Raw genomic sequence first — 11762 nt, 5'->3', positions numbered from 1 at the left:
GAATAGGGGATGCAGACCAGCACATGGCCGAGCACCACGGTGAAAAGCGACAGGCTGAGGCCGAGCTGCAGCATCACCAAGAGCATCGAAATGGCGACGATCACCTCGGGCAGCACCAGCGGCGCCATGATCAGGCCGTTGATGGTGCGGCGGCCGGGATAGCGGTAGCGTGTGATCGAACGGGCGGCGAGGATGCCGAGCACGGTCGACAGGATCGAGGCCGAGACGCCGACCAGAAGACTGTTCCAGGTGGCGTCGATCAGCGCCGGCGTGCGCGGCAGGTCCTCATACCAATGAAGCGTGACGCCGGAGAGCGGGAATTTCGGCGTCGCCGCGGTGTTGATCGAGAAGATCGGCAGGAAGATCACCGGCAAATAGAGAAAGGCGACGTGGAGGATGGCGTAACTCGTGAGCCAGCTTGGCAGGAAACGTCGCATCGCCGTCATCGCGCCAGCCTCTGGATAGCGCGGATGATCAGCACGGTGGCGCCGGCCATCAGCGAGACGATGACCATGGTGGTGACGGAGAGCGCAGCACCCAGCGGCCAGTTCGACGCCTTGCCGAACTGCGCCTGGATAGCGTTGGCGATCATGACGCCGTCCTTGCCGCCGACCAGCTTCGGCGTGACGTAGTCGCCGACGGTCGGTATCATGACGATCAGCGCCGCCGAGATGACGCCGGGCGCCGACAGAGGCAAGGTCACGCGCAGGAAGGAGCGCAGCGGCCCGTCGCCGAGGTCGGTCGCCGCTTCGACAAGCGTGCGGTCGACCTTCTCCAGCGAAACGAAGATCGGCAGGATGGCGAAGGTCGCCCAGGCATGGGTGAGCGTGATGATGACGGCGCTGGAATTGTAGAGCAGCGCCGTCGACGGCTCGTCGATGATGCCGAGCCCCATCAGTCCGGAATTGAGCACGCCGTTATAGCCGAGGATCACCTTCCACGACATCACGCGCAAAAGGTAGCTGGTCCAGAACGGGATGGTGATGAGGAAAAGCCAGAGGCTCTTGTGGCGGCCGCCATGGAAGGAAATGAAATAGGCGATCGGATAGGCAAGAGCCACGGTGAGCAGGCTGACCGTCAGCGAGATGTAGAGCGAGCGCCAGAGCAGGTCGCGATAGATCGGCTCGGTGAGCGCGATCCGGTAATTCTCCAGCGTGAATGTGTGATCGATGGTGAGATAGTCCTGCGTCCAGAAGGAATGGGCGATAACGACCAGGATCGGCAGGACGAGAAGGATGAGCGCGTAGAGGAAGGTCGGGCTGATCAGCGCAAAGCCCTGGACGGCTTCCGATTGCAGAAGGGGGCTTCGTCTGGCTCCCGCCACGCGGAGCGGGGGCGACCCTTCCGCGGCAACCGTCATTGCAGCGCTCCGGGCGTGATTTCGGTAGCTGGCTCGGACTGTCCCGCCATGCGGCCTTCCCATTCGTAGCGCCGGCCGCCCGTTCCCGATTTATGCTTGGAGCGCGATGGCTCCGTGGCTTGCCGGCTTTCTTTCATCATGAGCGTATCCACCGATTGAAATCAAGCGCTATTTCTGTAATATTGATTGAACGAACATTCAAAATGAAGTGATGAAAAGCCGAATTTCCCTGGTTTTCCGCGCTGTTTGATGTGCGACGAAATTTCTGCAACCCGATGATGTGAGGCGAAGATGGCGGCTCAAAGCAAGATCAAGGCAAGCGAACTCATCGGGCCTGGCGATGACGATGCGGTCGAGCTCGCCAAGCGCCATCTCGTCCAGCCCTGGCCCTATGCCGGCTCGGTCGGCGCCGAGGCGCGCACGCTGATCGGCGAGGGCGACGGCATCTACATCACCGACGCCTCCGGCAGGCGCCTGATCGACGGCCCGGCCGGCATGTGGTGCATCAATGTCGGGCATCGCCGCGAGGAGCTGGCGAGGGTGATGCTCGACCAGGCGATGGCGCTCTCCTACAACACGCCCTGGTATACGATGAACGCGCCCTCGGCCGAGCTTGCGCGCCGCATCGCCGATGCGGCGCCGGGCGACCTCAGCCACACCTTCTTCACCACCGGCGGTTCCTCGGCGGTCGAGACGGCGCTGCGCTTCATGCAGTTCTACAACAATGTGCGCGGACGGCCGGAAAAGAAGCTGATCCTCAGCCGCGGCGGCGCCTATCACGGCTCGACCTATCTGTCGGCTTCGCTCAACGGCCGCCCGCGCGATCACGACTGGATGGACGGCGCAAGCGATCTCGTGATCAAGCTTTCCTCGCCCGATCCGTTCCGCCGGCCCAAGGGCATGAGCGTTGCCGCCTTCACCGACTTCCTGGTCGATCAGTTCCGGGACACGATCGCGCGCGTCGGCGCCGACCGCATCGGCGCCTTTGTCGGCGAGCCGGTTCAGGCCTCGGGCGGCGTCATCGTGCCGCCGGACGGGTATCTCAAGCGCATCTGCGAGATCTGCCGCGAGAACGACATCCTCTATGTCTCGGACGAGGTGGTGACCGGTTTCGGACGGCTCGGCCATGTCTTCGCCTCCGGCGACGTGTTCGGCATCGACCCGGACATGATCACCTTCGCCAAGGGCGTGACATCAGGGTATTTCCCGCTCGGGGGCGTCATCATCTCAGAACGGCTGCTGGAAGAACTGCGCCGCTCCAATCATCCCGACGCGTTGTTCGGCCATGGCCTCACCTACACCAGCCATCCGATCGGCTGCGCGGTGGCGCTGAAGAATCTCGACCTGCTGGAGGACGGTGTGCTCGCCCACACGCGCGAGATCGCGCCCTATTTCCAGGCGCGACTGAAGACGCTGGAAGAGCTGCCGCTGGTCGGCGAGGTGCGCGGCGTCGGCCTGATGGCTTGCGTCGAATGCGTGGCCGATCGCGAAAGCAAGGATCCGCTGCAGCTCGACAAGGATGTCGGCAAACGCATCGATGCGCATTGCCACGAGCTCGGCTTGCTGGTGCGGCCGCTCATCAACATGTGCGTGATGTCGCCGCCGCTCATCATCAGCCGCGAGCAGGTCGACGACATGGTCGCCATCCTGCGCGAGGGTATTTCGCGGACTATGGATGATTTGCGTAAAGAGGGGGTGTGGCGGGGGTGATTGGCCAATCTCCCCTCTTGAGGGGGAGATGTCGCCGAAGGCGACAGAGGGGGTCGTCTCACGTAGAGTGCCTGCGCCTTCCGCGACGACAGAGGGCGTCGGCGTTCTACGCGCAGCGACCCCTCTGCCCTGCCGGGCATCTCCCCTCAAGGGGGAGATTAGCAGCTTCTACCCCCTGGACCGCAGCGCGTCGTTCAATCCCCACATGTCCTTTTCCTCGGGCGCCGTCTCCAGATTGAGCACCGGAACCTGCCTGCGCAGGTGGTCGTGATGGGTGCGCACACCGTATTCGAGGTCGGAGAGGTAGAAGCCTTCGAAGGCTTCGGACAGCATGGATTCGTTCGACCACACCGAAAGCTGCACATCCTCGTTCATCGTGTCGCGGTCGATGCGGTAGGCGAGGTAACGCGCCGCCGCCTGCTCCCTGGTCTCGTCCGGATAGCGATAGACCGCGCCGCGCAGCAGCGTCTCGCCGGTAGACAGCGGGAACTCCTGATAGAACTGCACCGATTCCGGCATGATCGACAGCGCATTGTTGGGGAAGATGCCGTAATAGATCCAGGCCCGGTGCAGGTGCTCCGGCAAGTGCGCCGGCTCGGGCGCGATCTTGATGTACTGGCCGACGCTCCAGCGCCGTCCGGCATGCGGGTTGTAGGTGGCGAAGGACCGCGACACGCCATTGACGAAGGGTTCGTCGAAATAGGTCGCGCCATAGAGGTCCTGCAGCGCCGGATGCGCCATGGCGACGTGGTAGCCTTCATTGTCGACGTCGCGCACCGACTTCCAGTTGACCGGCGATTTCTGCGTCCAGATTCCCCAGGACGGCACCATGTCGGCAACGCGGTAGTGAGCGATCTCCGCCTCGATCGGCTTCAAGAGCTCGGCTACCGAAGGCTGCGGGCCACCCTTGCGGAAACGAATGAAGATGAAGCCCATCCAGATTTCGAGGTCGAGCGGCATCAGGCCGAACTCGGTCTTGTCGAGCTCGGGGAAAGAGCGCGGGCGTGCCGCGCCGCGCAGCGTGCCGTCGAGATTATAGACCCAGCCGTGGAACGGGCAGACCAACGCGTTCTTGCAGGTGCCCCGGCTGTCGGCGACGACGCGACTGCCGCGATGACGGCACATGTTGTTGAAGGCACGCACGACGCCGTCCTTGCCGCGCACGATCAGCGCGCGCTCGCCGATAACGTCCATGGTCAGATAATCGCCTGCATTCGGCACGTCGGAGACGTGGCCGGCGATCTGCCAGTGATTGCGGAAGACGTATTCCTTCTCGAGTTCGAGAAGCGCGTTGGAATGATAACTCCACCCCGGCAAGCCCCGCCGGTCCCAATCGTTGGGGATCGCCACGTCACGGAGGTGCGGGTTCATCAAAATGCTCTTCTTTTGTTGAATGATCATTCAATAAAAGCATATTTTATATTGAAATGCAATGGCTTGTGGAAATATGGAAAATCAATGGCGATGGGTTTTGCCCCGCCTGGGCCGAGAAGCCCCGGAAAATCCGGGCCTTAGTCAGGGATGTGGAACAGCGGTTCCGGCCGCGGATTCGGGCGTTGCGAGAGGGTTCGTTTCGGCACCTCCCGCGCTCCGGATGACCGCGACGGCCATAGCAATTCGGCGCCTGTGTGAGGTCGCTTACAGTCCGCCGCATCCGACAGGCGCATGTGTTTCTTTCGTGAACCAGAGGCGGCTCGCCGGTCCCAAGCAGGAACAAAGGCGGCGGCCCTGTTTCAATCCTGTTACACGGCCGATCGCACCCAATCATTCGGCTGTTACCTGGCGCGATTATGTTCGTTTCATAAGGAAAAGAAAGATAACGAAGGGAACAGCCGATGTTTGCGAAAGTCCAGACCACCGACGCCAGCCGCCGCATTTACGGCCCGGAGCGCAATGATCGCCGGCCGAAGCTCGCGCTGCGCCAGCGCGCCAGCGATCATCCGATGGCGATGTTCACGCTGCTCGGCGCCACCGCCTTTGCCGGCATGGTGCTTGCGCCGGCCGCGGGTCCCGCTTTCGCTTCGATCAATCCCCCGGCCAACGTCGTGGAGGGCGCGCCGACCACGCTCAAGACCGCGCGCCTGCCGCAGCCGCAGATCGAGTTCGCCTGCAAAGGCCAGAACTGGGGCGCCGAAAGCCCCGAGTGCCTGCGCGCCATCGCCGAGCAGTCAGGCCAGCACAGAGCCCGCGCGGTGCGCATGATCGCCAACGCGGCGCCGCTCACCAACACACCGAACGTTTTTTAAGGCTCCCCTGAGCGCACCCTCCGCGCTCCAGTCAGGCTCCCGCCGCAATGTCGGTCGGGAGCCTCTTTTTTTGGAATATGTGGCGATTCAGGTGAGGCCGGCCTGCGAATGGCGGCTTCCTGCGCTCCCGGCCCTCGCCGGCCGAAGCCGAAGCACTCACGAGTCGCCGCGCAGTCGAGGCTATGGCCGGCGTAGGCCGGTACTCGCGTACTTGAATGTAAGCTCCGTTTCGGTTCTCGGAAGCCATCGTTCTCCACTCGGCCTGACTTGAATCGCCACATATCCCTGGCACGCCGGATTCAGCCTTCCACGGCCGCCGCCTGATCGGCGATAGCGGAGAGGACTCCGCGGACGTCTAGTGTGGAGAATGGCTTCTCCAGGATCTGCGGGCGCTGGTGCGGCGGCAGCGCCTCGATCTCAGCCTTGGCGCCGATAAGGTCGCCGGTGACCAGCACGAAGCGTTGCGCCAGTCCCGGCCGTTCGGCCAGCAGTTCGCGATAGATCGATATGCCGCTGGTGCCCGGCATGCGCAGGTCGGAAAAGACGATGTCCGGCGGCATCTGCCCGCTCAGCACCTCACCGGCCGACGTCCAGCTTGCGACGACGCGCGATTTCACCGCCATGAGCTCCAGTATGTCGGAGAGAGAAGCGGCGACGTCGGGCTCGTCGTCGATGATCAGCGCATGGCGCAGCCCGCTCGAGCGTGCCGGACCTTCGCCGGTCTTTGCCGTATCGCCGGCGATCGCCGGCAGTTGGACGACGAAGCGCGCGCCGTGCGGCTCAACCTCCTCGAACCAGATGTTGCCGTTGTGGCGCTCGACGATCGATTTCGAGATCGAAAGGCCGATGCCGGTACCGACGCCGACGGGCTTGGTGGTGAAGTAGGATTCGAAGATGCGTGAGCGGATCGCCTCGGGAATGCCGGGCCCGTTGTCCTCGACGGAGAATCCGGGATTGCCGCGCTCGCTGCGAAAGGTCCGCACCTTGATGTGCCGCTCGCCGGTGGCTCCAGCCAGCGCATGCTGGCTGTTGATGAGGAAGTTGGCCGCGACCTGCGTGACATGGTCGGCGTCCGCCATGGCGAGCAGCGGGCCGTTGGCGAAGTCGGTGTCGATGATGATGCCGCTGGAGCGCGCGCCATAGGCGGTAACCTCGAGCGCCGAGCGCATCACCTGGTTGAGGTCGGTTTCGGCCTGCTCGGTCGGATGCAGGCGCACCATCGACAGGAAGCTCTTGACGATGCGGCCGCAGCGTTCGGCGGCCGCGCGCACCTTTTCGGCGCGCACCTTGGTCTGCGGGTCGGTCGCGAATTCATGCAGCAGGGTCGATTGCGCGACCACCACCGCCAGCGGGTTGTTGAGCTCGTGCGAGACGCCGGCGAGCAGCGAGCCCATCGCCGCCATCTTTTCGTTCTGGTGCAGCTTCTCGCGCTGGCGGTTGATCTCTTCTTCGGCGTGCAGCTTCTCGCGCAGGTCGCGGATCGAGCCGAAGATCAGGCGGCGATCGGCAACCCGCATCTCAGTCGCGGTCAGTTCGATCGGGAAAATCTCGCCGGCCGCGTTCTGGGTCACGGTCTCGAGCCGTTGGCCGACCATCGGCGCGCCGCGGCCCGCCATATACTCGGCGCCCGACGCATAGCCCTTGCGGTAGTAGTGCGGAACGATGGTGTCGAGCAGGTCCTTGCCGAGGATATCGCTGCGCGGGAAGCCGAACATCTTCTCGGCGGCCGGGTTGAATTCGATGATGAAGCCCGCCTCGTCGATGACGATGATGGCGTCGAGCGAGGCCTGCAGCATGGTGCGGCGGATGACTTCGCTGGCATGCGCCTCGGAGGGCGAGTGCTCGATGGCGTCGCCGATAGCGAGCGCGATGATGTGCAGCGTCGCCTCTTCCTCGTCGGTCCATTCGCGTTCGGCGACGCAGTCGTTGACCGCCAGCGTGCCCCAGAGATGGCCGTGGGCGAAGACCGACACGGAAATGAAGGATTTTATGTTCTGCTTCTCGAAATCGGCCCTCAGGAAACCATCCAGATTGCGGGTGTGACCGGCAAAGACCTTGCCCTGGCGCTCGTCCTCCTGCAGCCGCTCCAGCAGCGGATCGGAGTTGATGATCGACTGCATGATGACGGTGGGCGATGCCAGCTCGCCGCCGAATTCAGGGTCGATCCAGTAAGCCGAGACGGATTGCGCAAAGCCCTGGCCGGGCAGTTCGCGCAGACGAAACAGAATGCCGCGCTGGCAATCCATGGCCCGGCAGAGCGTTTCCAGCATGCCGTCCATCTCGCGCTGCCAATCGCCCGCCTCGCGCAAACGGCGAACGACGTGGACGGCCGCCATCGCGGCACCCTGGCGGGAGCCGTGCATGTCCATCCGTGCGGCCTCAGCTGTCATCGTCGAACGTCATCCCGGAGCCATATCGGTAAACCATGAAATCCGGCACACAAGCCCCGAAAATCGATCACGGTTTTGCGGGGGCGTGCGCTCAATCGGAATGCTACAGCGTCTTTCACGTATCCGGAAGGATGCGCGGGCCGGAGTCAATTGCCGTCGCTTGTCGGCAGCGAGAAGATATAGCCTTCGCCGCGTACGGTGCGCAGGAATTTCGGGTTGGCCGGATCGGTTTCGATCTTTTTCCTGAGACGCATGATGCGGATATCGACCGCGCGCGACGATTCGGGATCTTCCACGAAGCCGATCGCCTCCGAGATCGCCGCCCGCGTCAGGAGCCGGTTGGCGCGGGTGAGGAAAACCTCCAGCACGTCGAACTCGCTCTTGGCCATCTCGACGACCGCGCCGTTGGCGCCGGTGACCAGCCTGCCGTCGAGATCGGCCTGGAAGCCGCCGAAGTTCATGAAGCGGCGCGTGCCGGCCTCGGCCTTCGCGGCCTTAGGTGCTGCCGGCTGCGGCACGCGGCGCAGCACGCTGCGGACCCTCGCCAGCACTTCGCGCAATTCGTAGGGCTTGACGATGTAGTCGTCGGCGCCGAGTTCCAGGCCGACGATGCGGTCGAGCGCGGTGCCGGCGGCGGTGGCATAGATGATGCCGATCTGGGTCTTCGAACGCAGCCAGCGGCCGAGCGACAGGCCATCCTCGCCGGGCATGGCGATGTCGAGTATGGCAAGGTGGAAGGACTGCGCCTCGAGCAGGCCGCGCGCCGCCGCGGCATTCTCGGCCGTGGCAACGTCATAGCCGTTTGCCCCAAGATATTCGGCAACCGCCTCCCTCAGGTCCGGCTCGTCCTCGACGACGATGATGCGTGCCTTCACAATGGTCTCGCTCCCGCTTTCAGCGGAAAGTAGATTGGGTATAAACATGATGTCCAGCGCTCATCTCGAGTTGTCTGTGGCGGGGTGAAGAAAATGGCAGCACGATCTGTCGTCGCGCTTGTGTCCGTTGCCGAAGTGGTGGCCGGCGACCTTGCCGACCATCTCGAACGGCGCGGGCACGATGTGCGCCAGGCACGCCAGCCCTGGGAGGCGGAGTCGCTGCTCTCCGCGGGGGGCATCGATGTCGTCGTCGTCGGTGACGATGTGACCCAGGCGGACGGTCGCGAGCTGCTCAAGCGTTATGGCGGCGAGAGCGGCTCCGACTTCATCCTGATCTGCCGGCCACGCGACCTTGTCGACAAGGTGCTGGCGCTGGAGCTCGGCGCCGCAGACGTGGTGGAAAGTCCGCTCAATGTGCGCGAGCTCGCTGCGCGCATCGGCGGCCTGCTGATGCGGCGCGGCCGCAACACCCAGGAACTGATCGTGCTGGAGAACGCCACCGTCGACCTGAGGTCGGCCATGGTCATGCATCGCTCCGGTGCCGAGGATCAACTGTCGCCGGGCCAGGTTGCGCTGCTCAGGCTCTTCCTGGCAAGCCCGCGAAAGGTGCTGACGCGCGACGACATCATCGCCGCCGCGCCGGCCGAGAACGCGGACGCTTTCGACCGCTCGATCGATTCGCGGATCGTGAGGTTGCGCCGCAAGCTCGATACCGAGACCATCACCACGATCAGGGGCGCCGGCTATCGCTTCGATCCGCCGACGCCGCGCACCGACTGAGGCGAGGGCGGCCGGGTCATTTCCTTGATCTGGCATCGGATCCCCCAAAACCGATGCTTCGTGCTCAGCGCGCCACAAGGACCGAGGGACCTGAGGGCAAGTCGGCGCTGGCGGTGATTTCGACATGGGCGCGCTCCTTCAGGAGCACCGTTGCCAGCGCGGCAAAGCCGAGCAGCCCTTGCGCGTAGAGCAATGCGGAAAGCACGGAAGCTGCAAACCTGGTGTTCATGTCATTACCCCTAAATCGATATGTATCGGTGCTTCAGGAAACTCCCGAAGCGCCCGCGCCGCTAACGGAGCCCCCCGCTGCGGCGCGGGCCTTCGGTCCTCTCGGCAGCAAGTAGCCGGAGGGGCCGCGCGTCCTCATCAGCCGAAGGCCGACCCGCCAGAGGGCCCTCAGCCGGTGGACGCGCAGGCTGGAAACGATCCAGACCGTGGCGATGAACAGTGCAGTGTGCAGCGTCGAAACCTCGCCCGAATTCATGGCGCCGAGCGTTGCCACGGGGTTGCCGGCGACAGAGCCGGCGCCACCGAGGATGACGGCCGCGACGCCGATCCTGAGAAGCCAGGAGCGTAGGTTCGATTTCCTGCCCATTTTCGTTTGCTGATGTCTGTTCCCGTTGCATCCACATTGCCGCCGGCCTGTATCCGCATCATGCCGCGCAGGCCGCGTTTTGTTGCAATTCGGTTTCGAGATTAGCGAAATAGCTTTCATATCAGAGCCATGCGCACTTTCGTTTGTCGGTTTCCCCTCTGTCGTCGGTAACCATGACAGGCTCACGAGCAGCGTTCTTCCGGGCTGGGGCGTTAATTTTGGGAAACAGATTCGAAACAATAACGAGCATCAAGCGAAATAGGCTTGAAACAGGTGACCTCGATAAAGCGACACATCGAAATGAAGCCGGCCGGACCGGCATAAAGAGAGGGATCGTCATGCATACCGCCATTTCCGCCAAGCTCATCAATGTCACCGCCGCCGCGCTCACCGGCGCGGCATTGCTTTTCGGCAGCAACGCCGCCCACGCCAATCAGATCGTCGCCCGGGTTTCGCTGTCGCAGCAGATCATGGAAGTCACGGTCGACGGCCGTCCGACCTACACCTGGAAGGTGTCGACGGGTGACAGGAGGCACATCACGCCGACGGGATCCTTCAGGCCGACCCGCCTGCACGAGATGTGGTATTCGAAGAAGTACGACAATGCGCCGATGCCGCATTCGGTGTTCTTCAGCGGCGGCTACGCGGTGCACGCCACCTACGCCATCAACCGTCTCGGCCGGCCTGCCTCGCATGGCTGCGTGCGCCTGCATCCCGATGCCGCGGCCGATTTCTACCAGCTTGTCGAGGTTTTCGGCCCGGCCAACACCAGCATCGTCATTGTTAAATAACGGGCTGGGTCAAGTAGCAGGCGGATTGCCGCCTTCGGCGTAGTCTATTAGGCGCAATTTCGGACGGAAAAGCGTTACACACTTTTCCTGAAATTGCTCAGCGCCGAAGCCGTGAGGCCACCGCCAAAAAAGAGGCCGGAATTTTCCGGCCTCTTTTCATTATGGAGCGAATAGGAAGTAGCGAATAGAGATGCCCCGGCGCGCGAACGCCATTCTCCCCTATTCGCTATTGCCTCCGCTTCAGGTCGGCAGCGCCGGCATCAGCTTCGGATCGGGCTTCTCGGCAAGATGCGGCAGATCCTTGCTGGCGATGAAGGTGTAGAACATGGGCACGACGAACAGCGTGAACATCGTGCCGACCAGGATGCCTGTGAAGATGACGAGGCCCATCGAGTAACGGGCCGCGGCGCCGGCGCCGCTGGAGATGATCAGCGGCACGACGCCGAGCGCCATCGCCGCCGTCGTCATCAGGATCGGCCGCAGGCGCACCTTGGCCGAGGCAATGATGGCGTCGCGCCGCCGCATGCCGTGGATTTCGCGCTGCTGGTTGGCGAACTCCACCAGAAGGATGCCGTGCTTGGTGATGAGGCCGATCAGCGTGATCAGTCCGACCTGGGTGTAGATGTTGAGCGTGCCCAGGCCGATGTTGAGCGGCACGATGGCGCCGAAGATCGACAACGGCACCGCCATCATGATGATCAGCGGGTCGCGGAAGCTCTCGAACTGCGCGGCCAGCACCAGGTAGATGACGATCACCGCCGCGGTGAAGGCGATCAGGATGGTGTTGCCCTGCTCCTTTTCCTGCCGAGACTGGCCGGAATAGTCGATGAAGAAAGTGTCGGGCAGCGTCTCCTTGGCAAGATCCTCCAACACCTTCAACCCGTCCCCGGTGGTGACGCCCGGCAGCGGCAAGGCCGAGATCGTCGAGGAATTCAGCTGGTTGAACTGCTCGATCGCCGCCGGCGATGCGTTGGTCGAAATCTTCACCACCGCCGACAGAGGCACCATTTTGCCG

General features: G+C 63.4%; 11 protein-coding genes and 1 pseudogene. 4 read left to right on the top strand and 8 right to left on the bottom strand.

What is annotated here, in order from left to right; genetic code table 11:
- Together EOA29_RS11810 and EOA29_RS11805 are read right to left on the bottom strand one after the other, a co-directional pair.
- Window positions 1–446 (bottom strand): annotated as a pseudogene (locus tag EOA29_RS11810) (ABC transporter permease); the annotation flags it as partial.
- Window positions 443–1360 (bottom strand): ABC transporter permease, encoded by a 918-nt coding sequence (locus EOA29_RS11805; RefSeq protein ID WP_126091591.1) that lies wholly within the window; start codon window positions 1358–1360, stop codon window positions 443–445. The gene EOA29_RS11805 and the pseudogene EOA29_RS11810, both read right to left, overlap by 4 nt.
- Before the next feature lie 291 nt (window positions 1361–1651).
- On the opposite strand from EOA29_RS11805, the gene EOA29_RS11800 reads away from it, so the two are divergent.
- The gene (locus tag EOA29_RS11800; RefSeq protein ID WP_126091592.1) at window positions 1652–3070 is read left to right on the top strand and encodes an aminotransferase; all 1419 of its coding nucleotides are present in this window, start codon (window positions 1652–1654) and stop codon (window positions 3068–3070) included.
- Between the two features lie 168 nt (window positions 3071–3238).
- Here EOA29_RS11800 and EOA29_RS11795 read toward each other — a convergent pair whose 3' ends face one another.
- Window positions 3239–4441, bottom strand: a complete 1203-nt coding sequence (locus EOA29_RS11795) for an aromatic ring-hydroxylating dioxygenase subunit alpha (protein WP_126091593.1) — start codon at window positions 4439–4441, stop codon at window positions 3239–3241.
- A 464-nt stretch (window positions 4442–4905) separates the two neighbouring features.
- On the opposite strand from EOA29_RS11795, the gene EOA29_RS11790 reads away from it, so the two are divergent.
- Window positions 4906–5316, top strand: a complete 411-nt coding sequence (locus EOA29_RS11790; protein WP_126091594.1) for a hypothetical protein — start codon at window positions 4906–4908, stop codon at window positions 5314–5316.
- 299 nt (window positions 5317–5615) lie between these two features.
- Here EOA29_RS11790 and EOA29_RS11785 read toward each other — a convergent pair whose 3' ends face one another.
- Both EOA29_RS11785 and EOA29_RS11780 read right to left on the bottom strand, forming a co-directional pair.
- The gene (locus EOA29_RS11785; protein WP_245468459.1) at window positions 5616–7679 is read right to left on the bottom strand and encodes a sensor histidine kinase; all 2064 of its coding nucleotides are present in this window, start codon (window positions 7677–7679) and stop codon (window positions 5616–5618) included.
- A 173-nt stretch (window positions 7680–7852) separates the two neighbouring features.
- The gene (locus tag EOA29_RS11780) at window positions 7853–8581 is read right to left on the bottom strand and encodes a response regulator transcription factor (protein ID WP_245468458.1); all 729 of its coding nucleotides are present in this window, start codon (window positions 8579–8581) and stop codon (window positions 7853–7855) included.
- A gap of 93 nt (window positions 8582–8674) precedes the next feature.
- On the opposite strand from EOA29_RS11780, the gene EOA29_RS11775 reads away from it, so the two are divergent.
- Window positions 8675–9361, top strand: coding sequence for a response regulator transcription factor (locus tag EOA29_RS11775; protein ID WP_126091596.1), 687 nt, complete (start codon window positions 8675–8677; stop codon window positions 9359–9361).
- Between the two features lie 64 nt (window positions 9362–9425).
- Here the strand turns inward: EOA29_RS11775 and EOA29_RS41285 are convergent, their stop codons facing one another.
- Together EOA29_RS41285 and EOA29_RS11770 are read right to left on the bottom strand one after the other, a co-directional pair.
- Complete coding sequence (locus EOA29_RS41285) at window positions 9426–9590, bottom strand: hypothetical protein (protein ID WP_189350500.1); 165 nt, start codon at window positions 9588–9590, stop codon at window positions 9426–9428.
- A gap of 33 nt (window positions 9591–9623) precedes the next feature.
- Entirely contained in the window at window positions 9624–9956 is a 333-nt protein-coding gene (locus EOA29_RS11770; protein ID WP_126091597.1) for a hypothetical protein, read from the bottom strand.
- Window positions 9957–10294: 338 nt separating this feature from the next.
- Here EOA29_RS11770 and EOA29_RS11765 point away from each other — a divergent pair, with 338 nt between their 5' ends.
- Entirely contained in the window at window positions 10295–10747 is a 453-nt protein-coding gene (locus EOA29_RS11765) for a L,D-transpeptidase (RefSeq protein WP_126091598.1), read from the top strand.
- A 240-nt stretch (window positions 10748–10987) separates the two neighbouring features.
- Here EOA29_RS11765 and EOA29_RS11760 read toward each other — a convergent pair.
- A partial coding sequence (locus EOA29_RS11760) for an efflux RND transporter permease subunit (RefSeq protein ID WP_145969660.1) occupies window positions 10988–11762 on the bottom strand: 775 nt, incomplete at its 5' end.

Source organism: Mesorhizobium sp. M1E.F.Ca.ET.063.01.1.1, from assembly GCF_003998155.1.
Classification (GTDB): domain Bacteria; phylum Pseudomonadota; class Alphaproteobacteria; order Rhizobiales; family Rhizobiaceae; genus Mesorhizobium.
This window is presented reverse-complemented; position numbering and strand designations above follow the sequence as displayed.

Coding starts and splice junctions, on each gene's coding strand:
- EOA29_RS11805 (WP_126091591.1), bottom strand. CDS start 1,360: ATGACGGTTGCCGCGGAAGGGTCGCCCCCGCTCCGCGTGGCGGGAGCC.
- EOA29_RS11800 (WP_126091592.1), top strand. CDS start 1,652: ATGGCGGCTCAAAGCAAGATCAAGGCAAGCGAACTCATCGGGCCTGGC.
- EOA29_RS11795 (WP_126091593.1), bottom strand. CDS start 4,441: ATGAACCCGCACCTCCGTGACGTGGCGATCCCCAACGATTGGGACCGG.
- EOA29_RS11790 (WP_126091594.1), top strand. CDS start 4,906: ATGTTTGCGAAAGTCCAGACCACCGACGCCAGCCGCCGCATTTACGGC.
- EOA29_RS11785 (WP_245468459.1), bottom strand. CDS start 7,679: ATGCACGGCTCCCGCCAGGGTGCCGCGATGGCGGCCGTCCACGTCGTT.
- EOA29_RS11775 (WP_126091596.1), top strand. CDS start 8,675: ATGGCAGCACGATCTGTCGTCGCGCTTGTGTCCGTTGCCGAAGTGGTG.
- EOA29_RS41285 (WP_189350500.1), bottom strand. CDS start 9,590: ATGAACACCAGGTTTGCAGCTTCCGTGCTTTCCGCATTGCTCTACGCG.
- EOA29_RS11770 (WP_126091597.1), bottom strand. CDS start 9,956: ATGGGCAGGAAATCGAACCTACGCTCCTGGCTTCTCAGGATCGGCGTC.
- EOA29_RS11765 (WP_126091598.1), top strand. CDS start 10,295: ATGCATACCGCCATTTCCGCCAAGCTCATCAATGTCACCGCCGCCGCG.